Source organism: Mesorhizobium sp. B2-4-2 (assembly GCF_006442845.1).
Lineage (GTDB): Bacteria > Pseudomonadota > Alphaproteobacteria > Rhizobiales > Rhizobiaceae > Mesorhizobium.
In genome coordinates this window covers 513,715-538,287 of record NZ_VFVM01000004.1, presented here as the reverse complement: position 1 = coordinate 538,287, position 24,573 = coordinate 513,715, and the positions used below count along the sequence as shown (strand labels likewise).

The window sequence follows — 24,573 nt, the reverse complement described above, 5'->3', positions numbered from 1 at the left end:
GCCCCGCACCGCCCGCCTCCTCACTCCCCGTGCCGCGCGCTTCGCCTTCTTCGCTCCGGTCAGCTCATGCATGGCGTCGAGCTGCATCTGCTGCATCTCGGCCAGGCGGGTCCATTGGCGCGAGATGAGGTAGTCGAGTTTTTCGTGCAGATGGCGCACTTCGAGCTCGGCCTTGAGGTTGACGCGGTAGTCGTTGAAGGAGCGCAGGCGGTCTTTCACCTCCTGGCGCTTCTGGCTCATCATGATGATGGGCGCCTGGATGGCGGCGATGCAGGAGAGCAGCAGGTTGAGCAGGATGAAGGGGTAGGGATCGAAGGCGCGGTTCAAGCCCTCGAACAGGTTGATGGCGATCCACACCAGGAGCACGCCGGCGAACGAGATCAGGAACCACCAGCTGCCGCCGAAGGCCGCCATGTTGTCGGAGACGCGGTCGGCAAAGGAGCGGTGCTCCTCGAACTCCTCTTCCGAGTTTTCCGAAATCGTGTCCTGCCTGGCGATCGATTCCACCACCTGGCGGTCGAGCTCGGAGAATTCGCCGTGCTCCTGCTGGAGCAGCTCCTCCATGTAGCGCATGCGGTAGCGGCCGAGCTCCTCGCGGCTGATGCGGGCGCCATGCGGCAGGTCCGGATGGTCGGAGCGGATGCGGTCGGCCAGGCTCGGGCGCAGATCGTCGATGCGCACCAGGTCGCGCTTGCGGAATTTGCGGCCCGAGATCGCCGACGGTCTTTTCTTGGGCTTGGCCCGCGAAGCGCCGGGCAAGGCCGGCTCTGAGTCCGGCACCTCCGGCGTGTCGAAATGCTCGTCCGAAACCCCGTGCAGGTCCTCCCCGGCGGTCGGCGCCTCGAAATATTCGCCGCCGCTGTCATTGTCCGCCGCCTGCTGCTCGGACGCCTTGGGAACGGTGCTCATGATGCGGGCTCCTGCTGTGGTGGAAGACGATAGACCGATGCGGCGATGCTTAGCCAGCATCGCGGCGAATTGGCATGCCTATGCCACGCCTTGCGGACGATTGCGTGACAGGAAGGGCAGCGGGCCGCCTTTCGGGGCTGGTAGAGAGACATTCGAGGTTGGCGGCGGCTCAATGAAATCGTCATCAACCCCCTGGGGGCACCATAACGGGGGCGAAGCTCCGTCGCGGAGCCTGGATCCATTCCGTGACATTGGCGGCGGTGAGCAGAATTGCGAACCGTTGCGGCGCCTGCCGAGTCGCGGCATAGATCCTCGCGCCGCGTCGCTACGCTCCTTGCTCCGCCCGTGGATGACGAAGTGATTGGCCGGCGCCTGGGCGACGGCACAAAAAACCCGCCTTGCGGCGGGTGGCTGGCGCAAATCAGCACCATAGCGAGAATAGTAGCATAGTTGCCTTCACCCTGTCAAGAAAAAATTCCTATCGGGCCAGTCGACGCCATCGCCCGCTTTCGAGCGACTGCGCCGCCCCTCACTGTCCTGCCGGACATCTCTCCCCGTAGAACTGGGAGAGAGGGGCTGTTATCGCCGGTTTCGCCAATCACCAACGCTGCAAAAAGGGTGCCGAGGTTGCGGTCAGCCCCTTCTCCCCGTCACTATACGGGGAGAAGTGCCTGGCAGGGCGATGAGGGGCGGCACTGACTTCGATAGTTGAGCAAGCTGGTCCGAAGCGAGGCAGCCCCGCAGCTCGCCCGCTCACTGCTGTTCGGCGTACATCACCCTGGTCGGGGCGTCGGCAACCGCCGGCGATAGGTTGCGCTGGATCAGCGCCTCGACATGGTCATTACGCTGGCGGGCGCTGTCGGCGCCCATCACCACCACGATCAGCTGGCGGCCGTCGGCTTCGTAGGAGGTGACGATGTTGAAGCCGGAAGCCCTGATATAGCCGGTCTTGATGCCGTTCACGCCGCGCACGCGGCCGAGCATGTCGTTGTGGCCGCGCACCAGCCGGCCGCGGAACATGAAGTCGCTTTCGGAAAAATAGTGGAAATGCTGGGGGAAGCGCTGGTGCAGCGCCATGCCGAGCACCGCCATGTCGCGCGCGCTGGTGACCTGGCCGTCGTCGGGCAGGCCCGAGGCGTTGCGGAAAATGGTGCTGGTCATGCCAAGCTGGCGCGCCTTCGACGTCATCATGGCGGCGAACTCGTCCTCCGAGCCGCCGAGATATTCGCCCACCGCCACCGCCACGTCATTGGCCGACTTGACGACGATGGCGCGGATGGCGGAATCCACGTCGATCGTTTCCCCGCGCCGGAATCGCAGCTTGGTCGGCGGCTGCGAGGCCGCGTGGTCGGAGACCGGGATCTGCGTTTCCTTGGAGACGCGGCCGCTCTCCATCGCCTCGAACAGGAGGTAAAGCGTCATCATCTTGGTCAGCGAGGCCGGATAGCGCTGCGCCCTCGAATTGACCTCGAACAGCTGCTTGCCGCTTCTGATATCGACGACGATGGCGGCGTATTTCTGCGGCGGCGCCGGCACGGCGAGCACAGAGTCCGGCGGTGTCGTGGTCGAGCAGCCCGCAGCCATCAGCAACAGGCCAAGGGCGACGAGAAGTCTCTGGACGAGCGGAAGGCGACGCAAGGGGGACAAGGACAGGTCTGTTCTGGCTGGGCTGTTGCTGAGATGCGGCGAAGCTAACGTAACCCGCCAGCCGCGTCCATTTGGTTAATGGCGGTAGCCCAGCTTTGTCTGCTTTCGCAAGCTTGTGTTCCAAGGATGATGCAAAATGCCGGTCGCGGCGCTTGCGCAACCGGCGGCGAAGGGTTCTTGTTGCGCCTTCGGATTCGATGAGAGCGCAATGGATACGGTCACCCTCAAGGCACGCGGCATTTCGGTCTCGCTGGACACCACGGTCGGCCATATCGCCGACATGGTAGTCGAGGATGGCGGGCGCCGGCTGCGGCCGCTGCACCGCGCACCCTGGGTCGGCGCGCCACGCGACACGCTGCCGGCCGACCTGCCCGAGGGCACGGTGCGGCTGTCCGGCGATTTCCTGTGCGCGCCGTTTTCGCGCAGCGACGTCGAGGAAGCGCCGCTGCATGGCTGGCCGGCCAACAGCGCCTGGGACGTCACCGAAAGCAGCGCCGTGGACGGCGGCTGGCGAGCCGTTTTCCGGCTGCGCCGCAAGGTCATGGGCGCGACCGTCGACAAGATCCTGACGCTGCGCGACGGCCATGCCTTCCTCTATCAGGAACATGTGTTTTCCGGCGGCCGCGGCGCGATCTCCGTCGCCCATCATCCGATGACGGCGATGACGGATGGCGGCCGGCTGGCCTTTTCGCCAAAACGCTTCGCGGCCTCGCCCGCCGATCCGCTGGAGCCCGATCCCGCGCGCGGCCGCTTCCTGCTCGCCTATCCCGGGCGCAGCAGCGATCTTGGCCATTTTCCCGCTGCCGGCGGCGGCACGCTCGACCTGACGGATTACCGCATGGACGACCGGCGCGAGGATTTTGTCACGCTGGTCGAGGCCGATCATGGCGGGCCGGGCTGGACGGCCCTGGCGCGCCGGGCCGAGGACGATCTGGTTCTGGTGCTGAAGAACCCGGCGGAGCTGCCGGTCACCATGCTGTGGTTCAGCAATGGCGGCCGCGACTACGCGCCGTGGAGCGGACGGCATCTGGGCGTGCTCGGCATAGAGGACGGGCGCACGGCGATAGGCCACGCCGCCTCGATCGGCGACAACTGGCTGACGCGCGAAGGCGTGGCGACGGCGTTCGCGCTCGGCGAAGGCGCCAGCGTCTCCTTCCGCCATGTCATCGGCGCCCTGCCGCTGGCGGGCGGCGAGCCGCCGCAAGAGGTCACCACGGCGGAGGGCCGCATGCGGCTCTTGGGCCGAGGCTCGGCGCGGGAGGTGCCGTTCGACAGCGATTTCCTGCGCATCGGGCAGGCCGCGGCTGGTTGAGCGGATTGGCTTCGAACGTCGGCGTTTCGACACTTGACCACCGCACCTTACCCAAAATGCCGGTTTGAAATTTCCGCCGAGTGCCGCCAGAATAACGGTCGCGCCAACCATCAGGGGCAAGCGAGGCCGCCATGTCCGAAATCGCCCATCTCGCCGCCACCATCTTCAAGCGCGCCGGCAAGGCAAAGCGCTTCATCGTCGCCATTGCCGGACCGCCGGGGGCCGGCAAGTCGACATTGTCGGCGAGCCTGCACGATCTGCTGCCGGAAGGCGCCGTGGAGGTCGTGCCGATGGACGGCTTCCACTATGACGACGTCGTTCTCAACCAGCGCGGGCTGCGCGCGCGAAAGGGCGCGCCGGATACGTTCGACTTCGGCGGCTTCGAGACGCTTCTGAAGCGCATCCGGGCGGGCGAGCCCGACATCGCCATCCCGGTGTTCGACCGCGGCATGGAACTGTCGCGCGCGGCGGCGGCGATCATCGGCGCGGAGACCAAATTCATCCTGGTCGAGGGCAATTATCTGCTGCTCGACGAGGAGCCGTGGTCGCGGCTGGCGCCACTGTTCGATTTCTCCATCTTCGTCGAGGTGCCGCGCAACGAGCTCGAGCGCCGGCTGATGGAGCGCTGGCACGAACATGGCCGCTCCGAGGAGGATGCGCGCGCCTGGATCGCCTCCAACGACATGCCCAACATCGAACGCGTGCTGGCGCGGCGCCGGGCGGCCGACCTGGTGATTGGTTAACCTGCTTAATTGTCGGTATTTTTCGACGGGAACCTTAAGGGGTTTCGCACCGTTATGGCCAGGAACCGATTGTCCTGCCTAAGGGGATTTTGCAATGGCAACCAAGGCAAGAAAACCCGCGACCGCCAAGACCAGGACGACGAAGACGACGCAGGCGAAAGCCGGCGCTGGTCCGGCGATCGCCGAACGTTCGAAGGACGCAAAGCCCAGCTTCGGCAAGGCCGCGCCTCGGAAGGTCGCGGCCGCGGCCGCAAAGCCGGCCAGCGCGCGCAAGCCGGCCCCAGAGAAATCCGGCGCCGTCCGCACCGTGGCAAGCGTCGCGGCCGGCGCGGTGGTGGCGACGGCACGCGGCGCCGCTTCGCTGGCGGCTTCCGTGATGGGCAAGGGCGGCCCGAAAGCCAAGGCGAAATAGCCCAGCCGAGTCGGCCAAGGCTACGATATCCCGCGCCCCAGGGCGGCCGGGCCGCTTCAGCCCTTTGCCGGGAGTGTCAGGCCCTTCTGCACCGCCGGCCGAGCCAGGCCGCGCTCCAGCCATGCCGCCACATGCGCGAAATCATCGAAGCCGACGAGGTCGCGCGCTTCATAGAAGCCGATCAGATTGCGCACCCAGCCGATGAGCGAGATGTCGGCGATGGTGTAGTCATTGTCCATGATCCATCGGCGGCCCTTCAGCCTGCCGTCGAGAACGCCGAGCAGGCGGCGCGATTCATCGCGGTAGCGCTCCAGCGGCCGCTTGTCGGCGATCTCGCGGCCGGCGAATTTGTGGAAAAAGCCGACCTGGCCGAAGATCGGGCCGACGGCCGCCATCTGGAAGAACACCCACTGGATCGTCTCGTAGCGCCGCGCCGCGTCCGCCGGGACGAGCAGGCCGGTCTTGTCGGCGAGGTAGAGCAGGATGGCGCCGGACTCGAACAGGCCGATCGGCTTGCCGTCGGGACCGTTCGGATCGATGATCGCCGGTATCTTGCCGTTGGGATTGAGCGACAGGAATTCCGGCGTCCAGCTTTCGCTTTTGCCGATGTCCACATAATGCGGCTCGTAGGCCAGGCCGATCTCTTCCAGGGCGATCGATATCTTCACCCCGTTCGGGGTCGTCGCCGAATAGAGCTGGATCCGGTCCGGATGCCTGGCCGGCCAGCGGGCGGTGATTGGAAAGGCGGACAGGTCGGCCATCGAGAACTCCTGGGCGGGGATTTCGCACCGAGCGGCGCGGTCTGGGTGGGGTCGGCAAAGAATTAGGCGCACGCCCCGGCACGATCAATGCGGCGTCAGGCGTTTGGCCGTGCACGCACAGTCAACAAATCGAATGATGCCGGCATCGGGAGCCGGCAGATTGACCTGCCGGGCAGAACATGATCGCCGGGATCAGATCGCCTTGAAGGCCAGCACCGCATTGGTGCCGCCAAAGGCGAAGCCGTTGCTGATGGCGGCGCGCACCTTGCGCTCGCGCGCGACGTTCGGCGTCACGTCGAGATCGCAATCGGGGTCGGCCTCGCGGAAATTCGCCGTGGGCGGCACCACGCCCTCTCGGATCGCCATCACGCAGGCGATCATCTCCAGCCCGCCCGAGGCGCCAAGGCAATGGGCATGCATCGACTTGGTCGACGAGACGGAAAGCGAGCGCGCGTGCTCGCCGAAGACGCGCTTGATCGCGGCGGTCTCGATCTGGTCATTGGCCTTGGTGCCGGTGCCGTGCGCATTGAGGTAGTCGATGTCCTCGGGATTCAACCCGGCGTCCGCCAGGCAGAAGCGCATCGCCGCTTCCGGCCCTTCTATGGTCGGCGCAACGATGTCGGAGGCATCGGCCGAGAGGCCGGCGCCGACGATTTCGGCGAGGATGTTTGCGCCGCGCGCCACCGCGTGATCGTAGCTTTCCAGAACCGCCATGCCGGCGCCTTCGCCGAGCACCAGGCCCTGACGATCGGCCGAAAACGGCCGGCAGGTATCGGGCGACAGCACGCGCAGCGCCTCCCACCCCTTCAGCACGCCCCAGACCAGCGGCGCCTCGGTGCCGCCGGCGACCATGACGTCGGCGCGGCCGAGCCTGATCTGGTCGACCGCCGATGCGATGGCGTGGTTGGCCGACGAGCAGGCCGAAGTGACGCCGAACACCGGTCCGCGCAGGCCGAGATGCATGCTGACCTGGCCGGCGGCGGCGCCCGGCATGACCTTCGGCACCGTGAAGATGCCGGCGCGATTCTTGCCTTCGATCAGGATGGCGCGGTAGTTCTCCTCGACCGTCTCGAAGCCGCAGACGCCGATGCCGATAACGGCACCCATGCGGTAGGTATTGTCCGCATGGGCGGCCAAGCCGGACTGCTGTAAGGCTTCGCGGGCGGCAATCACCGCCAACAGGCTGAAACGGTCCATCGACACCAGCTGCTTGCGCTCGATGCCATGGTCGGGCAGCGCCTTGATCTCGCAGCCGATCTTGACCTTCAAATCGTGCAGGAACGGGTTATCGATGGGGCCGATCGCCGAGCGGCCGGCGCGCATCTCGGTCCAGATCGCCGGCACGTCGGTGCCAAGCCCGCACAAACCGCCGATGCCGGTAATGACGACGCGCTTGTGCATGCGGTCAGGCTTTTTTCGCGATCAGCGCGCGAACGGCCTCGACCATGTCGCCAACATTCTTCAGGTTGCTCCAGGCATCGACCGTGTTCATCTCGATCTCGATGCCATACTGCTCCTCGAGATCGAAGATGATCTCGGTCAGTTCCAGCGAATGGATGCCGAGCGCCGTCAATTCGGTGCTGGTGGTGATCTCCTCGCCGCCCGGCTCGGCATGAGCCTTGATCTTTTCGATGATTTCGGTCGCCAGTTGGTCAGCCATTCGGTTTCTTCCCCACTTTGTCGTTTCCCGACGCCAACTGAACAGCGCCTTTTTGTCCTCGATATCAGGCCGCGACCGTCGCCTTGGACCCCCGCCAGGCGTCGCATGAGCGTACCAAGGTGGCTCCCTCTATAGAAACGGAAACGCCATCAAGCAACAAGCTATATATCGACAAAGCCGCCGCGGTGCTTAACCTGACGGCGTGGATACGATCGAACATACCGGATTTTCGGCTCCGCCGGCGCAGCGGGCGGCCGGACTGGCGCAGCTCGTCTGCGCCAGTCAAGACGGCCGCACACGGCTGCGCCGCCTCTATCAGGACGGTTCCGCCAAGATAAGGATGCCGGCCGTTTCCGGCGGCCCGCTGGAAGCCGTGCTGATCAACACCGCGGGCGGGCTGACCGGAGGCGACCGCCTCGGCTGGGAGATCGACGTCGGCGCGCATGCCAGCGCCACGATAACGACGCAGGCCTGCGAGAAAATCTATCGCGCCGCTTCCGACCGGGCCGAAGTCAGCGTCCGGCTAACGGTCGGCGAAAACGGCCGCGTCGCCTGGCTGCCGCAGGAGACCATCGTTTTCGACCGATCGGCCTTTGCCCGCACGCTCGACCTTGATCTTGCCGCCGGCGCCGAGGCGCTGGTGCTGGAAGCCACCGTCTTCGGCCGGACGGCGATGGGCGAACGCGCGGTCCAGGGCGGCTTTCACGACCGCTGGCGCGTCCGCCGGGGCGGGGCTCTCATCCATGCCGAGGATTTCCGCATCGGGCCCGACATCGCCGCGACCCTGGCGCGCCCACCGATTGCCGGCGGCGCCGTCGCCATGGCGACGGTGCTATTGATCTCGCCGCGGGCGGAAGCGCTTCTCGATCCGGTTCGGGAGATCATCGGCGGCCAGGGCGGCGCCAGCACCTGGAGCGTGCAGGAATCTGGCAAGCTTCTTGCGAGGCTGTATGCCGGCGACGGCTACCGGCTGCGCCAGCATCTGGTTCCGCTCGTCGGCTTGCTCAACGGAAAGGCGGGGCTGCCCAAAATATGGTCACTGTGATCGTGTCCGCATCATTTCAGGGAAACGCATGAACCTGACGCCGAGGGAAAAGGACAAGCTGCTGATAGCCATGGCGGCGGTCGTGGCGCGCAAGCGTCTGGAGCGCGGGGTCAAGCTCAATCATCCGGAGGCGATCGCGCTGATCACCGACTTCGTCGTCGAAGGCGCCCGCGACGGCCGTCCCGTCGCCGAGCTGATGGAAGCCGGCGCCCACGTCGTCAGCCGCGCCCAGGTGATGGAAGGCATCGCCGAGATGATCCATGACGTGCAGGTGGAGGCGACATTCCCCGACGGCACCAAGCTGGTGACCGTGCATGAGCCGATACGGTGAGGAGACAGATATGCTTGAGCTGCGCCCGAACTGCGAATGCTGCGACAAGGACCTGCCGCCGGAAGCGGCGGATGCGTTGATCTGCACCTTCGAATGCACCTTTTGCGCCGATTGCGTCGAAGACGTGCTCGGCGGCGTCTGCCCCAATTGCGGCGGCAATTTTTCGGCACGGCCGATCCGTCCGGCGGCAATGCTGAAGAAATATCCCGCTTCGACCAAGCGCGTCCTCAAAGCCGAGGCCTGTGGCCCGCGCGAGGCCGCGTGAACGCCAGACGACCCTGATAGGAAAGACGATCCTGATAGGAAAGACGCACCGATGATCTCAGCACAGATGAAACGCACAGCCCTCTCGGCGATTCTGCTCATGGCAGCCGCAATGCCCGCCTACGCCCATGTCGGGGCCGGCACGACCTCCTCCTTCGCGGCCGGCTTCATGCATCCGCTCTCCGGCCTCGACCACATGACGGTGATGGTCGCGGTCGGCCTGTGGGCGGCACAGAAAGGCGGCAAGGCCATGTGGGCATGGCCGGCGGCCTTTGTGGGCGTCATGCTGGCCGGTGGCGCGCTCGGCATGCTGCATGTGCCGCTGCCCTTCGTCGAGCCGGGCATATTGGCGTCGGTGGTGGCGCTCGGATTATTCGTGGCGCTGGCCGTCGATCTTCCTGTCACGGCCGGCGTCGCCATCATCGGCGCGTTCGCGCTGTTTCATGGCCACGCCCATGGCACTGAAGTGCCGGAAAATGCCGCAGGGCTTGAATATATGGCCGGCTTTGCCGTCGCCACGGCGCTGCTGCACGCCGTCGGCATCGCCGCCGGGCTTGGCCTCGGCAGGCGATTTCGCGTGCTCGTGCGGGCCGCTGGTGCCGCCTGCACGGCGATAGGGCTCGGCCTCGTCTTCGGCGCCGTGTGACGAACGATGATCCCAGGTGAAATCATTCCCGCCGACGGCGACATCGACCTGAACAAAGGCCTGCCGACGGTTACGCTCAAAGTGGCCAACAGCGGCGACCGGCCGATCCAGGTCGGCAGCCACTATCATTTCTTCGAGACCAATGAGGGCTTGAAATTCGACCGCGAACAGGCGCGCGGCATGCGCCTCGACATCGCCGCCGGCACCGCCATGCGCTTCGAGCCCGGACAGGAGCGCGACGTTACGCTGGTGCCGCTGGGCGGCAAGCGCGAGGTCTATGGCTTTCAGCAGAAGGTGATGGGCAGGCTGTGAGGCCGAGGGCGTCTCATGCGCGGCGTGCAAAGAGGGCAAAGGGCTTTCGGGCGAGCACGAAAGCGAGTTGTGCCCTCGGCTCAATCGGACGGCTTGGCCGCCGCATAGATGACGATTTTTCCGGGGTCGTCGAATTCCACGGCGAGAACGTCCTGCGCAAGCACGCGTCGCGAGTCGATGGCATTGAACAGCAGCGCGTTGGCCTCGATCTCCTTGCGCAGCTCCGCAATGTCGTCCTGATGCTGCTTGACCTTGGTTTCGATCGCCGGCGGCGGACCGCCTTCGGTGCGCGCGGCATCGGTCAGGAACACGATATCGACCTTGTCGAGCTTGGATGTCTTGCGCACCGTGCCGATGTTTTCACGCGTCCGATCAATCGCCCTGGCAACTTTGCCGGCTTCGGCATCGCTCCTGGTTTCTTCCTGCTTGACGTCCGAGCCGATGATCCGGTTGACGGTCTCAGGGCTTTCGAGCCCTTGTGCGTGAAGGGAGGCTCCGGGGCTGCCCACCGCCAGGAATGCCATGGAGGCGAAGGCATAGAGCCGTCTCTTGCCGGGATTGATCGCCATCGCTCGCTCCTGGACGGGTTCATTTCGCGGCGCCGTTCAGCGCCGATGAAACGAAACGGCTCCTGCCCGGCCAAGGTTCCCTTCCAGATAGCGCGGGCGGACCGGACGACGGCCCGCCGCGCAGGCGCGCCGTCAGCTCGCCTTCTTGGTGATCAGGGTCAGGGCGCCGTTGGGCTCCATGCTGGCCGCGACCACCTGCGCCGAGGTCATTCCCTTGGCCTCGAGGGCGGATTTGACCTTGGGCGTGGCATCGATCGAGCTGCGCAGCTTCTGCAGGCCGGCATCGCCGCGCTGGGCGATCACCTGGTTGACCTGCGTCTGCGTGTCCTTCGGCAGTTCGGTGATGTCGACGATGTTGACGCTCTGGATCGTCGGCGCGGCCTGCTGCCCGCCGGGGGCGGGCGCGGCCGGCGCTGCCGGAGCGGGCTGCTGCGCGGGCTGCTGCTGGGCACTGGCGGCACCCGCCAGCATCAGGGTGGCGGCAGCGGCGAGAACTATCGTTTTGCGCATGGATTTTCCTTCCATCGATTTGGCAAACGGTCGTTTTGGGGTGACCCTCCAACCTCAACCGCCAAATGGGATCAGAAGGTGTCGACCAGCGGGTCATTGCGTGACCATTGGATGGCAGCAATGTGCAGCCCGGTTTCACCAGCACCGCAATTCGGGAGCAATCACTGATGGCCAGAATAACCCGCGCCGCCTATGCGCAGATGTACGGGCCGACGGTCGGCGACAGGGTGCGGCTTGCCGATACCGAACTCTTCGTCGAGGTCGAGAGGGATTTCACCATTCATGGCGAGGAGGTGAAATTCGGCGGCGGCAAGGTCATCCGCGACGGCATGGGCCAGAGCCAGGTTTCCCGCGCTGAAGGAGCGGTCGACACCGTCATTACCAATGCGCTGGTGATCGACGCCAGCGCCGGCATCTTCAAGGCCGATATCGGCCTCAGGGACGGCCGCATCGCGGCAATCGGCAAGGCCGGCAACCCGGACACGCAGGATGGCGTCACCATCATCATCGGCCCCGGCACCGAGATCATCGCCGGCGAAGGCAAGATCCTTACCGCGGGCGGCTTCGACGCGCATATCCATTTCATCTGCCCGCAGCAGATCGAGGAAGCGCTGATGTCGGGCATCACCACGATGCTGGGCGGCGGCACCGGCCCGGCGCACGGCACGCTCGCCACCACCTGCACGCCCGGGCCATGGCACATGGCGCGCATGATCCAGTCCTTCGACGCCTTCCCGATGAATATCGGCCTGTCGGGCAAGGGCAACGCTTCCCTGCCCGCGGCGCTCGAGGAGATGGTGCTGGGCGGCGCCTGCTCGCTGAAGCTGCACGAGGACTGGGGCACGACGCCGGCCGCGATCGACTGCTGCCTGTCGGTGGCCGACGACCATGACGTGCAGGTGATGATCCACACCGACACGCTCAACGAGAGCGGCTTCGTCGAGAACACGGTGGCGGCGATCAAGGGCCGCACCATCCACGCATTCCACACCGAAGGGGCGGGCGGCGGGCATGCGCCCGATATCATCAAGGTCTGCGGCCTGCCCAACGTCATCCCGTCCTCGACCAACCCGACGCGGCCCTACACGGTCAACACGCTGGCCGAGCATCTCGACATGCTGATGGTCTGCCACCATCTGTCGCCGTCGATTCCGGAAGACATTGCCTTCGCCGAAAGCCGCATCCGCAAGGAGACCATCGCGGCGGAGGACATTCTGCACGACATCGGTGCCTTCTCGATCATCTCCTCGGATTCACAAGCGATGGGCCGCGTCGGCGAAGTGGCGATCCGGACCTGGCAGACCGCCGACAAGATGAAGCGCCAGCGCGGTTCGCTGCCGCAGGAGACCGGCAACAACGACAATTTCCGCGTCCGCCGCTATATCGCGAAATACACGATCAACCCTGCCATCGCGCATGGATTGTCCAGGGACATCGGCTCGGTCGCTGTCGGCAAGCGCGCCGACCTGGTGCTGTGGAACCCGGCCTTCTTCGGCGTCAAGCCTGATATGGTGCTGATCGGCGGCATGATCGCGGCGGCGCCGATGGGCGACCCCAACGCCTCGATCCCGACGCCGCAGCCGATGCACTATCGGCCGATGTTCGGCGCCTATGGCAAGGCGCGCACCAACTCGTCGGTAACCTTCGTCTCGAAGGCGGCACTAGAGTCCGGTCTGCACGGCCGGCTCGGCGTCGACAAGCAGTTCGCCGCGGTCGAAAACACGCGTGGCGGCATCGGCAAGCACTCCATGGTGCTCAACGACGCCACGCCGCATATCGAAGTCGATCCCGAGACTTACGAGGTTCGTGCCGACGGCGAACTCTTGACCTGCGAACCAGCGACGGTGCTGCCGATGGCGCAGCGATATTTTCTGTTTTGATAAGATCGCCGCGAGCCATTGCTCTCGTTAAATGCGGCGGTGAGTGGGTTGTGCCGACTGCCCGAATGGGCCCACTCGTTCTCCGCGGGCTTGGAAATTGTGCACTTTGGGAGCAATATCTCCTCAATGAACAAGATATTTCGCAAACAGCAATTGACGCCCTACGAGGCCGACTATGCTCAGTGGTGCGCCGAGCAGGGCGCGTTGCTGCGCGAAGGTCGTCTTTCCGACCTCGATCGTGAGAATGTTGCCGAGGAGATCGAGAGCTTGGGGCGGAGCGACAAAAGGGAAATTGCGAGCAGGCTTGGCACTTTGGTCCTTCATTTGCTGAAATGGGAGTTTCAGTCTGAGCAGCGCAAAACGGGCTGGTTGCTGACAATTCGGGAGCAACGGCTTCGGATTGAGGGCCTGCTTGATGAAAGTCCGAGCCTCAAAAAATATCCTGCGCAGGTGCTCGATCGAGAGTTCAAGATAGCAAGATTAAAGGCCTTGGACGAAACAGGCCTGAGAGATCGGGATTTCCCTGTCCATTGCCCCTATGGGATCAAGGAAATCTTGGACGATGATTATTTCCCAGGATCACCGTGGTCTTCAGACAACCTTATGCGCGAATAGACTGATAGTGGTGTGTTGACGGACGTTCCATCACCTGGCGAGCATTCGGCATGGCCACCGAAATAGCTTCGCCCCACGACATCTTCCCGCATATCCGCATCGTCCTGGGCATGGTGATCGGGCTCGGCGTCGCGCGCCTGTTGTCGGGGGTGGCGCGCATCGTCCAGCATCCCGGCCAGTACCGGCTCTATACGGTGCATCTGGCCTGGGTCGCTTCGGTGCTGTTGATGCTGGTGCATTTCTGGTGGTGGGAGTTCGGCCTCTACGCCATCGAAACATGGACCTTCGGCAAGTACCTGTTCATCATCTTCTACGCCATCACCCTGTTCCTGCTCTGCGCGCTGCTGTTTCCGGATTCGATGCTCGACTACACCAGCTATGAGGATTTCTTCTATTCGCGCCGCGCCTGGTTCTTCGGCCTGCTGGCCGCGACCTACGTGCTCGACGTGATCGACACGCTGCTGAAGGGGCCGGAGCATTTCGCCCGCTTCGGCAACGAATATCTGTTTCGCACGCCGGTCTTCGTCGCGCTGTGCATCGCCGCGATCCTGGTGCGCGACCGCCGGTTTCACATCGCCTTCGTCGCGGCGGCGCTGATTTACCAGGTATCGTTCATCCTGCGGCTGTTCGACACGATCGTATGACGGCCGCGGATGCTCTAGGCTGACCGGGAAAGGCAGGGTTCAATCATGTACAAGGCCGTCGGATCGCGTGGATCCCGGGTTAGCCGTGTTCTGTGGATGCTCGAAGAACTCGGGCAGGCCTATGAATTCGTCGAAATTCCCCTGCGCTCGCCCGAAGCCTATGCGCTCAATCCCTCGGGCAAGGTGCCGATCTTGATCGACGGCGAGCTGACGCTGACGGATTCGGCGGCGATCTGCGTCTATCTCGCCGATAAGCACGCGGATAGGGGCATGGGCGCCAGTCCCGGCCTCGCAGGCCGCGCCGAAATGGATTCCTGGATGCATTTCGCCCAGTCCGAGCTGGAAGCGCCGTTGTGGAACAAATTGCGCCACCGTTTCCTGCTGCCCAGGGAAGTCCGGGTCGATGTCGGCCCCGCGGCCGCCTACGATTTCGCCTCGGAGGTCAAGGCGCTGGACCGCCGGCTTGGCGACAAGCCTTTCGCGCTCGGCGACCGGTTCTCGGCTGTCGACGTGCTGCTCGGCGACATGGGCGGCTGGGCCCGAGCCGGCCGCTTTCCAATAGAATCCGACCGCGTCAACGCCTATTTCGACCGCGTGCTTTCACGCCCTGCCCGTGCCCGGGCGCAAGCCAATGGCGGAGCCATGAAATGAAGCTCAACCTCAACACCGACTTCACGAAGTTCCCGCGCGCCATCTCGGTGCTGACCTCCGGCAATGCCGGCACCACGGCGCCATCCGGCCGCGCGGTTCTTGCCCATGACGAGCGGCATCTGCGCCGCCGGGCGATCGAATTGTCCGATGGCAGCAAGGTACTGGTCGACCTGCCGGAGCCCGTCACCCTCAACGACGGCGACAGGCTGGTGCTGGAAGACGGCCGCCACGTCGAGATCATCGCGGCGCCGGAGGAGGTCTATGATATCCGCGCCCGCGACGCCGTGCATCTGGCCGAGCTTGCCTGGCATATCGGCAACCGCCATCTCGCGGCGGCGATAGAGGCGGAGCGCATCCTCATCCTGCGCGATCATGTCATCAAGGCGATGCTGGAGGGGCTCGGGGCCACGGTGAGCGAGGTTTCCGAACCGTTCAAGCCGGTGCGGGGCGCGTATTCCGGCGGCCATGACCACGGCCATGCGCACGCCCACAGCCACGCCGAAGCGCACAGCCACGGCGGGTCGCATTCGCACAACCATTCGCACGACCACCATGATCACCACGACTGATCAGCCATCCGGCATCGCCCTGCTGCGATTGATGGCATGGCTGTCGCCGGTCTTTCCGGTCGGCGGCTTTTCCTACAGCCATGGCCTCGAACGCGCCGTGCATGATGGGCTGGTGACCGATGCGGCGGGCCTCGCCGCTTGGCTTGAAACGCTGGTCGAGATGGGCTCCGCCTGGAACGATGCCGTGCTGTTCGCGGAGAGCTGGCGCAACGCCCGCGACGGCGGCGATCTGGCCGAAGTCGCCGCACTGGCCGAGGCGTTGGCCGGGTCGCGCGAGCGCCATGCCGAGACGATGCTGCAAGGTGCTGCTTTCCTGAAGGCCGCGGCGGCGTGGCCCAACCCGGTGCGGGCGCGCCTGCCGGCGGAGTGTGCCTATTGCGTCGCCGTAGGCGCGGTCGCCGGCGGAAACGGCATCGCCTTGCCGGACGCCCTGTCCGCCTTCCTGCAGGCCTTCTTCTCCAATCTCGTCCAGGCTGCAATCCGGCTGGGTGTCATCGGCCAGAGCGACGCCGTGATGCTGCTCGCCAGCTTCGAAGTACTGGCCCTTGCGACGGCCGCCCGCGCATCCCGCTCGACAATGGACGATCTCGGCGGTTGCGCCTTTGTCTCTGATATCGTGGCGATGCAGCACGAAACCCAGTATTCGCGATTGTTCCGCTCATGATCGTCCTTGCCTTCATCCTCTCATTCGTCCTGCTGGTGATCACCGCGTTGCACGTTTATTGGGGCATTGGCGGGATATGGCCGGGCAAGGATGCGGCGTCCTGCGCGCATGCGGTCGTCGGCTTTCGCGGCGTCGACGAGATGCCGGCGCCGTTCGCCTGCTTTGCCGTCGCCGCCTGCCTGGCGCTGGCAACGCTCTGGCCGATGGCTCTGGAGGGCGTGTTTGCCTCGCCCTTTCCCAGGGAAGGCCTCGCCGCCACCGCGCTGCTGATCGGGCTGGTGTTTCTCGGACGCGGCATTGCCGGCTTCACGCCCCGGTGGCGCCGGCTGGCACCGGAACAGCCTTTCGCGCGGCTCGATATCAGGCTTTATTCGCCGCTGTGCCTGCTGATCGGGCTCGGCTTCGCAGTTCTCGCCATCACGGAGTTCCCGACATGACGCAGCCCAACGGTCCTCTTCGCATCGGCATTGGCGGCCCCGTCGGTTCGGGCAAGACGACGCTCACCGAAAAGCTCTGCAAGGCGCTGCGCGAAGAATTCTCGATCGCCGTCGTCACCAACGACATCTACACAAGGGAAGACGCCATGATGCTGGCGCGGCTGCAGGCGCTGCCGGAAGAGCGCATCGTCGGCGTCGAGACCGGCGGCTGCCCGCACACCGCCATCCGCGAGGACGCCTCGATCAATCTGCAGGCGATCGCGGAGCTCAACCGCAAATTCCCCGATCTCGACATCATCTTCATCGAATCCGGCGGCGACAACCTTGCCGCCACCTTCTCGCCGGATCTCGCCGATCTCACGCTCTATGTCATCTCCGTCTGCCAGGGCGAGGAGATCCCGCGGAAAGGCGGTCCGGCGATCACCCGTTCCGATTTCCTGATCATCAACAAGAGCGACCTGGCGCCCTATGTGAACGTCAATCTCGACGTGATGGAGAGCGACGCCACCCGCATGCGCGGCAAGCGGCCGTTCGGCTTCACCGACCTGTCGCGCGGCAAGGGGTTGCGGGAGGTGATCGATTTCATCGTCGAGCATGGCGGCTTGAGGCTCGGGACCGCCGCAAGCACGGCGGCGTGAGCCGGCTGCACCAACCGAAACCGGTTGCGGGCACAAGCAGGGCACGGCATTGTTCCTAAAACCCGGAGGATTTTTCGATGAGCATCGCCCGCCTGCAAAAGGAACCGCTGACCAACCTGCCCCTCTACGAGGAGCGCGTCGATCTTGCCTGCGCCTTCCGCTGGACGGCGCGGCTCAACATGCACGAGGCGGTGGCCAACCATTTCTCGCTGGCGGTCAACGAGGACGGCACAAAATTCCTGATGAACCCCAATCAGGTGCACTTCTCGCGCATCAAGGCGAGCGACCTTTTGATGATCGACGCCAACGATCCCGAGACGCTGTCCGGCCCGAATGCGCCCGACCCGACGGCGTGGGGCCTGCACGGCGCCATCCACCGCAACGTCCGTCATGCGCGCTGCGTTATGCATGTGCATTCCATCCACGCCACCGTGCTGGCCTCGCTCGCCGATTCGAGGCTGCCGCCGATCGACCAGAATTCGGCGATGTTCTTCAACCGCCATGTGGTCGACGCCCATTATGGCGGTCTGGCCTTCGAGGAAGAGGGCGAGCGCTGCTCGCAGCTCCTGACCGACCCCAAGGTCAAGGTAATGGTGATGGGCAATCACGGCGTGCTGGTCATCGGCGACACGGTGGCCGACGCCTTCAATCGCATGTTCTATTTCGAACGCGCCGCCGAGACCTACATCAAGGCGCTGTGGACCGGGCGGCCGCTGCGCACGCTTTCCGACGCCATCGCCGAGAAGGCGGCACGCGAAATGGACGACTATCCCGGCCAGGCCGAGCGGCATCTCAGCGAACTGAAGGCGATCCTCGACGAGCAGGAGCCGGTCTATCGGAACTGAGGTTTAAAGCCCCAGTTCAGCCCGCAATTCCTCGGCGCTGTTGATGACCACCGCACCGGGCGGGCCGTCCATCGGTTTTTCCGGCCAGAAGATCGTCTTCATGCCTGCCGCCAGCCCCGCCATGGCGCCCGGCCAGCTGTCGTCGACCGCCACCGCGTTCGCGGGATCGACATCGGCCAGATAGGCGGCGCGCAGGAACGGCTCGGCTTGCGGCTTGCCTTCGCGCACGTCGTTGCGGCTGATGGTCTTCATGCCTGGATAGATCAGGCCGACCATGTGCAGATTGGCGTCGACGATCATGCGGTCGGAATTCGAGACCACGGCCTGCTGCACGCCAAGTGCGCGCAATTCGTTGAAGATCTCGATCGCACCGGGGCGCGGCTTCAATGTCGTGACAAGCGGCAGATAATGCTCGTATTTATGGACGATCCACTCGTCGAAGGGCAGATCCAGGCCGAACTCGTCGCGCATCATCAGGTAGACCGGCCAGGCAGCGACCCCGAGAACGCGCTCATGCAGGTCGGGCGGAGGCTGAAGGCCGACATTGCGCATCGCCGCCACCAGGGCTGCTTCGTGCAGCGGTTCGCTGTCGACCAGCGTGCCGTCCATGTCCCAGAAAACCGCTTTCGGTGTCATGCAACGCTCCTTTTGGCGTTCCCTTAAAGGGTTTACCCCGCGAGATAAACCATCCGGACGGCAGAACGTGCCACCTGTCGGAACGGAAATCCTCCTTTTGCCTGCCGTGGAATCCCCAGGCCGACGATGATCCGGCCGATCCCACGCCCGCATGCGCAAGCAATTGCCCTGGCGATTTGACAATTGCGCAGCGCGCGGTTCCCTGCGAAAGTAGGCGCGACCGGTTCCATGACCGGCGGTTTCGGGAGGCAGGACGTGAACAACCGGCAGGAGGGCGGCAGCAACAGGTTGGACGATGCCGCGCGCGCGGGCTGGCTTTATTACGTCGCCGGCAACACGCAGGACCAGATCGCCGCCACGCTCGGCATCTCGCGGCAGACTGCACAGCGGCTGGTGTCGCTGGCAGTGTCGGAAGGCCTGATCAAGGTGCGCGTCGACCATCCGATCGCCAACTGCCTCGACCTCGCCGCCCGCCTGAAGTCGCGCTTCGCGCTCGACCTGGTCGAGGTGGTGCCGAGCGACCCGACCTCGTCGTCGACGACGATCGGTATCGCCGAGGCGGCGGCAGCGGAAATCGAGAGGCGGCTGAGATCGCCGGCGCCGATCGTGCTGGCGATCGGCACCGGCCGTACGCTGAAGGCGGCGATCGAGCAACTGCCGCCGATGGAGTGCCCGCAGCACAAGGTGGTGTCCCTGACCGGCAATATCTCGCCGGACGGTTCGGCCGCTTTCTACAACGTCATCTTCACCATGGCCGACAGGGTCAAGGCGCGGTCGTTCCCGATGCCGTTGCCGGTCATCGCCTCCTCGCCGCAGGAGCGCGAGATGCTGCTCAGCCAGCCGATGATCCAGCCGACGCTGGCGCTGGCCGCGGAGGCCGACGTCACCTTCGTCGGCATCGGCGACCTCGGCCCGAAGGCGCCGCTCTATGAGGACGGCTTCATCTCCGACGCCGAGCTGAAGGCTTTGCAGAAGGCCGGCGGCGTCGCCGAAATCGTCGGCTGGGTGTTCGATCGCGACGGCCGCATGATCGAGGGCATCACCAACGACCGGGTGTCGTCGGCGGCCCTGCCGTCACGCGAGAAGTCGCTGGTCATCGCGCTCGCCATGGGTGAACGCAAGCTGCCGGGCATCCTGGCGGCCGTGAACCGCCGGCTGGTCAACGGCCTCATCACCGACGAACGAACCGCCGCCGCCCTGCTGGCGAGCGGGTGAGCTAAAAGCCTCGAAGCAACATCGATTTGCGATAAAATCCGGGCCTGCTATCCATGCCGTCCGAAAGGATCGTTGCCGTCGAGGAAGCCAAGGTCCCGCTGCAGGTGCGGCGACAGGTCCCTGATGTCGAGATGCGCCTTTTTCCTGGTCGCGAACCAGCCGAATCCGTCCGCAAGCCATGAAATCCAGCGATGATCCGGAGCGGGAGTGCATTTTTGCTGCGCCATGGTCATGATCGTCAACCTTCGCTATCTTCAACCCGAGTGACGGGCTGAGGATGAATGTCGGTCTTGCCGGCCGCCTTTGCCAATCGAACGTCGATAAGGACCCATAAGGAGGCTTTATGCCGGATCTCAGCTCGCGACAGGTTGCGCAGCTTCCGCCGCTGCAGGCGATCCGGGTGTTCGAAGCGGTGGCGCGGCATCTGTCCTTCACCAAAGCGGCCGAGGAACTGGCGATGACGCAGGCAGCGGTCAGCTATCAGATCAAAGTGCTGGAGGAGCGGGTCGGCGCGCCGCTTTTCCTGCGCCGGCCGCGGCAGATCGAACTCACCGAAGCCGGACAGCGCCTGGCGCCGGCGGTCAGCGAAGCCTTCGCCTTACTCGGGCAGGCCTATGCGGCGGCCCGCGGCGGGGCGGACGGTCTGCTGTGCGTCACCACGGTGCTGACCTTTGCCTCCAACTGGCTGGCGCATCATCTGGGTTCGTTCCAGATCGCGCATCCCGCCCTTGCCGTGCGGCTCGACACATCCAGCCGCCTGACCGATTTCGCCCGCGAGGATGTCGACCTTGCCATCCGCTCGGGCGGCGGCAAATGGCCGGGACTGGAGGCCTACAAGCTGCTCGACGCCGATTTCACGCCGATGCTCAGCCCCAAGCTCGCCGCGAGCATCGGCGGCGTCAAGGAACCGGCCGATCTGCTCAAGCTGCCGATCCTTGATCCCGGCGACATCTGGTGGACGCAATGGTTCGAGGCCGCGGGAGTGCAAAGCCATGACCTTGCCAAGCGCCCCGGCAGCAGCATGGGCGCGCAGGCTTATGAGGCCAATGCGGCCATCGCAGGCCATGGCGTGGCGATCCTGACCAGGGCGCTGTTCAAGGCGGAACTCGCCGACAGCCGCCTGATCCAGCCCTTCGACCTGGTCGGCGACGACGGCCACGCCTATTGGCTGGTCTATCCGGAGGCGCGCCGCAACGTGCCGAAGATCCGCGCTTTCCGCGACTGGATCCTGGCCGAGATCGCCTGCTGACCGGCTAACTCCAGGATCAAAACCGCGCTCCATCCAGATCGCCGTTGTCGCCCGATCCGCACCTGCGGGACGGCCATTTGCAACGCGCCAGGTCGGCGCTCCTCCATCGAGTGTGCGCTGCACCATCGAATCTGGCTTGACATAATTCATTCTTAGTGAGTAATTGCTCACAGCCAAGGCAAATGCTCATCTTGGTCCATGGGAGGAATTTGATGAAACTTCGTACGCTCATCCTGGGCTTGTGCTCGGCCAGCGCGCTCGCGTTCGCGGCACATGCCGAATCCATCACCATCGCCACCGTCAACAATGGCGATATGGTCCGCATGCAGAAGCTGACCGACGACTTCACCAAGGCGAACCCCGACATCCAGCTCAACTGGGTGACGCTGGAAGAGAACGTGCTGCGCGAGCGCGTGACCACCGACATCGCCACCAAGGGCGGCCAGTATGACGTGATGACCATCGGCACCTACGAGGTCCCGATCTGGGCCAAGCAGAGCTGGCTGTTGCCGCTCGACAAGCTCGGCGACGACTACGACGCCAAGGACATCATCCCGGCGATCGCCGGCGGCCTCTCCGTCGACGGCAAGCTCTATGCCGCGCCCTTCTACGGCGAAAGCTCCTTCGTCATGTACCGCAAGGACCTGATGGAGAAGGCAGGCCTGAAGATGCCCGACGCGCCGACCTGGGACTTCATCAAGCAGGCCGCCGACAAGATGACCGACCGCGCCAATGGCGTGAACGGCGTGTGCCTGCGCGGCAAGGCCGGCTGGGGCGAGAACATGGCCTTCCTGACCGCCATGTCGAACTCCTTCGGCGCGCGCTGGTTCGACGAGAACTGGAAGCCGCAATTCGACCAGCCCGAATGGAAGAACACCTTGCAGTTCTATGTCGACCTGATGAAGGCCGACGGGCCGGAGGGCGCGTCTTCCAACGGCTTCAACGAGAATTTGGCGCTGTTCCAGCAGGGCAAGTGCGGCATGTGGATCGACGCCACCGTCGCCGCCTCCTTCGTCTCCGATCCCAAGGCCTCGCAGGTCGCCGACAAGGTCGGTTACGCACTGGCGCCTGACAACGGGCTCGGCAAGCGCGGCAACTGGCTGTGGGCGTGGTCGCTGGCCATTCCCGCCGGCACGCAGAAGGCCGATGCCGCCGAGAAGTTCGTGTCATGGGCAACCAGCAAGCACTATGCAGAACTGGTCGCCTCGAAGGAAGGCTGGGCCAACGTTCCGCCGGGAACGCGCTCCTCGCTCTACGCCAATCCAGAGTACCAGAAGGCGGCTCCGTTCGCCAAGATGACGCTGGACTCCATCAATGCCGCCGACCCGACGCATCCGACCGTCAAGCCGGTGCCCTATGTCGGCGTGCAGTTCGTCGCCATCCCCGAATTCCAGGGCCTCGGCACGACCGTCGGCCAGCTGTTCTCGGCAGCCCTTGCCGGCCAGTCGAGCGTCGACGACGCGCTGAAGCAGGCCCAGGACGCCGCAACCGCGGCGATGACCGAGGGCGGCTACATCCAGTAAGGCTCCTCCCGGTGCCTAAGGCCGGTCGCCGACCATGGCCGGCAACGGCCGCCCGAAACCCAGTTCGGGCGGCCACTTCCCGACAGCTCGAGAAAATTCCGTCCGATCCTTGAAGGGTGACCGTCATGGCTACTCAGCAGACCCGTTCGCTTGCCCGTTTCATGATGGCGCCATCCGTCGTCCTGCTGCTCGTCTGGATGGTCGTTCCGCTGGCGCTCACGCTCTGGTTCTCCTTCCAGCAGTACAATCCGCTCAATCCGATCCGCGACGGCTTCGTCGGCTTCTCCAATTACGCGCTGTTCTATTCCAACCCGGCCTTCCTGCAATCGATCCTGAACACGCTGCTGATCGTCGTCAGCGTGCTTGTGATCACCGTGGTCGGCGGCATCCTGCTGGCGCTTTTGATCGACCAGCCGATGTGGGGCCAGGGTATCGTGCGCATCCTCGTCATCTCGCCGTTCTTCGTCATGCCGCCGGTGGCGGCCCTGGTCTGGAAGAACATGATCATGCATCCGCAATACGGCGTCTTCGCCGACATAGCGCGGTTCTTCGGCCTCCAGCCCATAGACTGGTTCGGACAATATCCGCTGACCGCCATCATCATCATCGTCGCCTGGCAGTGGCTGCCTTTCGCGACGCTCATTCTTTTGACTTCGCTTCAGTCGCTGGACGGCGAGCAGAAGGAGGCCGCCGAGATGGACGGCGCCGGCTTCATCAGCCGCTTCATCTACCTGACGCTGCCGCACATGTCGCGGGCGATCACCGTCGTCATCCTGATCCAGACGATCTTCCTGCTTTCGGTCTATGCCGAGATCCTCGTCACCACCAATGGCGGTCCGGGATACGCCTCCACCAACCTGCCCTTCCTGGTCTACCAGAAGGCACTGCTCGAATTCAAAATCGGCCAGGCCTCGGCCGGCGGCATCATCGCGGTCATTCTCGCCAACATCGTCGCCTTCTTCGCCATGCGCGCCGTCGGCAAGAACCTTGACAGGTAAGGGAGGAAAAGATGGCACGCGCAGTCACAACCCGGCACAAGACGATCGCGACGGCGGCCGCCTGGATCGTCGCCCTGCTGATCTTCTTCCCGATCCTCTACACGATCATCACTTCGTTCAAGTCGGAACAGGAGGCGATCCAGGGCTTCAACCTGATCCCGTCCGGGACCTTCGAGAGCTATTCCGAGGTCCAGGCGCAGAACGGCTATTTCAAGTTCTTCCTGAACTCGGTGCTGCTCTCGGTCGGCTCGACCATCCTGGCCCTGCTGGTCGCCATTCCGGCGGCCTGGTCGATGGCGTTCTCGCCGACCAAGCGGACCAAGGACATTTTGATGTGGATGCTGTCCACCAAGATGATGCCGGCCGTGGCCGTGCTGTTTCCGATCTACCTGATCTTCCGCGACACCGGCCTGCTCGACAGCCGCATCGGCCTGATGGTGATGCTGATGCTGATCAACCTGCCGATCGTGGTGTGGATGCTCTACACCTATTTCCGCGAAATCCCCGGCGAGATCCTGGAAGCGGCGCGCATGGACGGCGCCTCGCTGTGGAACGAGATCATCTATGTGCTCACACCCATGGCGGTGCCGGGCATCGCCTCGACCATGCTGCTCAACATCATCCTGGCCTGGAACGAAGCGTTCTGGACGATCCGGCTGACCACGACGGAAGCAGCACCCTTGACCGCCTTCATCAGCTCCTTCTCCAGCCCGCAAGGCCTGTTCTGGGCGAAGCTCTCGGCCGCCTCGACGCTGGCGATCGCGCCGATCCTGATCATGGGCTGGTTCAGCCAGAAGCAACTGGTGCGCGGCCTGACCTTCGGTGCGGTGAAGTAGGGGCGGCGCCGTGAAGTAGCAGCGTGCGCCAGGCGGCGGACGGAAATCCACC

The 24,573-nt window shown here is 64.6% G+C and carries 31 protein-coding genes; 22 read left to right on the top strand and 9 right to left on the bottom strand.

Annotation, left to right across the window (positions count from 1 at the left end; all coding sequences use genetic code 11):
- Together FJ942_RS12925 and FJ942_RS12915 are read right to left on the bottom strand one after the other, a co-directional pair.
- A partial coding sequence (locus FJ942_RS12925; protein ID WP_140897876.1) for a DUF1003 domain-containing protein occupies positions 1-909 on the bottom strand: 909 nt, incomplete at its 3' end.
- A 753-nt stretch (positions 910-1,662) separates the two neighbouring features.
- Complete coding sequence (locus tag FJ942_RS12915) at positions 1,663-2,493, bottom strand: D-alanyl-D-alanine carboxypeptidase family protein (protein ID WP_181169891.1); 831 nt, start codon at positions 2,491-2,493, stop codon at positions 1,663-1,665.
- Between the two features lie 271 nt (positions 2,494-2,764).
- On the opposite strand from FJ942_RS12915, the gene FJ942_RS12910 reads away from it, so the two are divergent.
- The 3 genes from FJ942_RS12910 (at position 2,765) to FJ942_RS12900 (ending at position 5,023) form a co-directional block, all read left to right on the top strand.
- On the top strand, positions 2,765-3,868 hold the full coding sequence (locus tag FJ942_RS12910) for a hypothetical protein (RefSeq protein ID WP_140897872.1): 1,104 nt from the start codon (positions 2,765-2,767) through the stop codon (positions 3,866-3,868).
- A 131-nt stretch (positions 3,869-3,999) separates the two neighbouring features.
- Positions 4,000-4,611 (top strand): nucleoside triphosphate hydrolase, encoded by a 612-nt coding sequence (locus tag FJ942_RS12905; protein ID WP_140491298.1) that lies wholly within the window; start codon positions 4,000-4,002, stop codon positions 4,609-4,611.
- 94 nt (positions 4,612-4,705) lie between these two features.
- Positions 4,706-5,023 carry a hypothetical protein gene (locus FJ942_RS12900; protein WP_140559001.1) on the top strand — a complete coding sequence of 106 codons (318 nt, stop codon included), beginning with the start codon at positions 4,706-4,708 and terminating at the stop codon, positions 5,021-5,023.
- 56 nt (positions 5,024-5,079) lie between these two features.
- On the opposite strand, the gene FJ942_RS12895 is transcribed toward FJ942_RS12900, so the two are convergent.
- The 3 genes from FJ942_RS12895 to FJ942_RS12885 all read right to left on the bottom strand — a co-directional run bounded on the left by FJ942_RS12895 (position 5,080) and on the right by FJ942_RS12885 (position 7,444).
- Entirely contained in the window at positions 5,080-5,784 is a 705-nt protein-coding gene (locus FJ942_RS12895; protein ID WP_140895787.1) for a glutathione binding-like protein, read from the bottom strand.
- Between the two features lie 192 nt (positions 5,785-5,976).
- Positions 5,977-7,185, bottom strand: coding sequence for a beta-ketoacyl-[acyl-carrier-protein] synthase family protein (locus FJ942_RS12890; protein ID WP_140491304.1), 1,209 nt, complete (start codon positions 7,183-7,185; stop codon positions 5,977-5,979).
- Positions 7,186-7,189: 4 nt separating this feature from the next.
- Positions 7,190-7,444: an acyl carrier protein gene (locus FJ942_RS12885; protein WP_140491308.1), complete on the bottom strand. Its 255-nt coding sequence runs from the start codon at positions 7,442-7,444 to the stop codon at positions 7,190-7,192.
- Positions 7,445-7,646: 202 nt separating this feature from the next.
- On the opposite strand from FJ942_RS12885, the gene FJ942_RS12880 reads away from it, so the two are divergent.
- From FJ942_RS12880 to FJ942_RS12860, 5 genes are read left to right on the top strand one after another with little or no spacing between them, the layout of a single operon-like run.
- On the top strand, positions 7,647-8,489 hold the full coding sequence (locus tag FJ942_RS12880; protein ID WP_140493415.1) for an urease accessory protein UreD: 843 nt from the start codon (positions 7,647-7,649) through the stop codon (positions 8,487-8,489).
- A gap of 28 nt (positions 8,490-8,517) precedes the next feature.
- Positions 8,518-8,820, top strand: coding sequence for an urease subunit gamma (locus FJ942_RS12875; RefSeq protein WP_140729614.1), 303 nt, complete (start codon positions 8,518-8,520; stop codon positions 8,818-8,820).
- A 10-nt stretch (positions 8,821-8,830) separates the two neighbouring features.
- Positions 8,831-9,085, top strand: a complete 255-nt coding sequence (locus FJ942_RS12870) for a DUF1272 domain-containing protein (RefSeq protein WP_140554594.1) — start codon at positions 8,831-8,833, stop codon at positions 9,083-9,085.
- A gap of 51 nt (positions 9,086-9,136) precedes the next feature.
- Positions 9,137-9,730 carry a HupE/UreJ family protein gene (locus FJ942_RS12865; protein WP_140897870.1) on the top strand — a complete coding sequence of 198 codons (594 nt, stop codon included), beginning with the start codon at positions 9,137-9,139 and terminating at the stop codon, positions 9,728-9,730.
- 6 nt (positions 9,731-9,736) lie between these two features.
- Positions 9,737-10,042, top strand: coding sequence for an urease subunit beta (locus tag FJ942_RS12860; protein WP_140491317.1), 306 nt, complete (start codon positions 9,737-9,739; stop codon positions 10,040-10,042).
- An 80-nt stretch (positions 10,043-10,122) separates the two neighbouring features.
- Here FJ942_RS12860 and FJ942_RS12855 read toward each other — a convergent pair whose 3' ends face one another.
- Both FJ942_RS12855 and FJ942_RS12850 read right to left on the bottom strand, forming a co-directional pair.
- Positions 10,123-10,611, bottom strand: a complete 489-nt coding sequence (locus FJ942_RS12855) for a hypothetical protein (protein ID WP_140491319.1) — start codon at positions 10,609-10,611, stop codon at positions 10,123-10,125.
- 132 nt (positions 10,612-10,743) lie between these two features.
- The gene (locus tag FJ942_RS12850) at positions 10,744-11,121 is read right to left on the bottom strand and encodes a hypothetical protein (RefSeq protein WP_140514392.1); all 378 of its coding nucleotides are present in this window, start codon (positions 11,119-11,121) and stop codon (positions 10,744-10,746) included.
- A 164-nt stretch (positions 11,122-11,285) separates the two neighbouring features.
- Here FJ942_RS12850 and ureC point away from each other — a divergent pair, with 164 nt between their 5' ends.
- The 9 genes from ureC to FJ942_RS12805 all read left to right on the top strand — a co-directional run bounded on the left by ureC (position 11,286) and on the right by FJ942_RS12805 (position 18,064).
- Positions 11,286-13,001, top strand: coding sequence for an urease subunit alpha (ureC, locus tag FJ942_RS12845; protein WP_140524435.1), 1,716 nt, complete (start codon positions 11,286-11,288; stop codon positions 12,999-13,001).
- A 126-nt stretch (positions 13,002-13,127) separates the two neighbouring features.
- Entirely contained in the window at positions 13,128-13,616 is a 489-nt protein-coding gene (locus FJ942_RS12840) for a DUF29 domain-containing protein (RefSeq protein WP_140491324.1), read from the top strand.
- Between the two features lie 50 nt (positions 13,617-13,666).
- Positions 13,667-14,260, top strand: coding sequence for a hypothetical protein (locus tag FJ942_RS12835; RefSeq protein ID WP_140554597.1), 594 nt, complete (start codon positions 13,667-13,669; stop codon positions 14,258-14,260).
- A gap of 45 nt (positions 14,261-14,305) precedes the next feature.
- Positions 14,306-14,911: a glutathione S-transferase family protein gene (locus FJ942_RS12830; RefSeq protein ID WP_140897868.1), complete on the top strand. Its 606-nt coding sequence runs from the start codon at positions 14,306-14,308 to the stop codon at positions 14,909-14,911.
- Positions 14,908-15,480: an urease accessory protein UreE gene (gene ureE, locus FJ942_RS12825; protein WP_140524177.1), complete on the top strand. Its 573-nt coding sequence runs from the start codon at positions 14,908-14,910 to the stop codon at positions 15,478-15,480. The genes FJ942_RS12830 and ureE overlap by 4 nt, the downstream gene beginning before the upstream one ends.
- Complete coding sequence (locus FJ942_RS12820) at positions 15,464-16,144, top strand: urease accessory protein UreF (protein WP_140524179.1); 681 nt, start codon at positions 15,464-15,466, stop codon at positions 16,142-16,144. The genes ureE and FJ942_RS12820 overlap by 17 nt, the downstream gene beginning before the upstream one ends.
- Complete coding sequence (locus tag FJ942_RS12815; RefSeq protein WP_140685580.1) at positions 16,141-16,581, top strand: DUF3995 domain-containing protein; 441 nt, start codon at positions 16,141-16,143, stop codon at positions 16,579-16,581. Before FJ942_RS12820 ends, FJ942_RS12815 begins: the two co-directional genes overlap by 4 nt.
- On the top strand, positions 16,578-17,219 hold the full coding sequence (ureG, locus tag FJ942_RS12810; RefSeq protein ID WP_140491334.1) for an urease accessory protein UreG: 642 nt from the start codon (positions 16,578-16,580) through the stop codon (positions 17,217-17,219). Before FJ942_RS12815 ends, ureG begins: the two co-directional genes overlap by 4 nt.
- Positions 17,220-17,296: 77 nt before the next feature.
- Positions 17,297-18,064, top strand: coding sequence for a class II aldolase and adducin N-terminal domain-containing protein (locus FJ942_RS12805; RefSeq protein ID WP_140685581.1), 768 nt, complete (start codon positions 17,297-17,299; stop codon positions 18,062-18,064).
- Positions 18,065-18,067: 3 nt separating this feature from the next.
- Here FJ942_RS12805 and FJ942_RS12800 read toward each other — a convergent pair whose 3' ends face one another.
- On the bottom strand, positions 18,068-18,700 hold the full coding sequence (locus FJ942_RS12800) for an HAD family phosphatase (RefSeq protein ID WP_140491338.1): 633 nt from the start codon (positions 18,698-18,700) through the stop codon (positions 18,068-18,070).
- 255 nt (positions 18,701-18,955) lie between these two features.
- On the opposite strand from FJ942_RS12800, the gene FJ942_RS12795 reads away from it, so the two are divergent.
- Entirely contained in the window at positions 18,956-19,915 is a 960-nt protein-coding gene (locus FJ942_RS12795) for a sugar-binding transcriptional regulator (RefSeq protein ID WP_140491340.1), read from the top strand.
- A 47-nt stretch (positions 19,916-19,962) separates the two neighbouring features.
- On the opposite strand, the gene FJ942_RS28845 is transcribed toward FJ942_RS12795, so the two are convergent.
- Positions 19,963-20,148, bottom strand: a complete 186-nt coding sequence (locus tag FJ942_RS28845) for a hypothetical protein (protein ID WP_140493424.1) — start codon at positions 20,146-20,148, stop codon at positions 19,963-19,965.
- A 110-nt stretch (positions 20,149-20,258) separates the two neighbouring features.
- Here FJ942_RS28845 and gcvA point away from each other — a divergent pair, with 110 nt between their 5' ends.
- The 4 genes from gcvA to FJ942_RS12770 all read left to right on the top strand — a co-directional run bounded on the left by gcvA (position 20,259) and on the right by FJ942_RS12770 (position 24,521).
- Complete coding sequence (gene gcvA / locus FJ942_RS12785) at positions 20,259-21,164, top strand: transcriptional regulator GcvA (RefSeq protein ID WP_140559021.1); 906 nt, start codon at positions 20,259-20,261, stop codon at positions 21,162-21,164.
- A gap of 212 nt (positions 21,165-21,376) precedes the next feature.
- Positions 21,377-22,687 carry a sugar ABC transporter substrate-binding protein gene (locus FJ942_RS12780; protein ID WP_140491344.1) on the top strand — a complete coding sequence of 437 codons (1,311 nt, stop codon included), beginning with the start codon at positions 21,377-21,379 and terminating at the stop codon, positions 22,685-22,687.
- 125 nt (positions 22,688-22,812) lie between these two features.
- Complete coding sequence (locus tag FJ942_RS12775; RefSeq protein WP_140491346.1) at positions 22,813-23,685, top strand: sugar ABC transporter permease; 873 nt, start codon at positions 22,813-22,815, stop codon at positions 23,683-23,685.
- A gap of 11 nt (positions 23,686-23,696) precedes the next feature.
- The gene (locus FJ942_RS12770) at positions 23,697-24,521 is read left to right on the top strand and encodes a carbohydrate ABC transporter permease (RefSeq protein WP_140491348.1); all 825 of its coding nucleotides are present in this window, start codon (positions 23,697-23,699) and stop codon (positions 24,519-24,521) included.
- Positions 24,522-24,573: the final 52 nt, after the last annotated feature.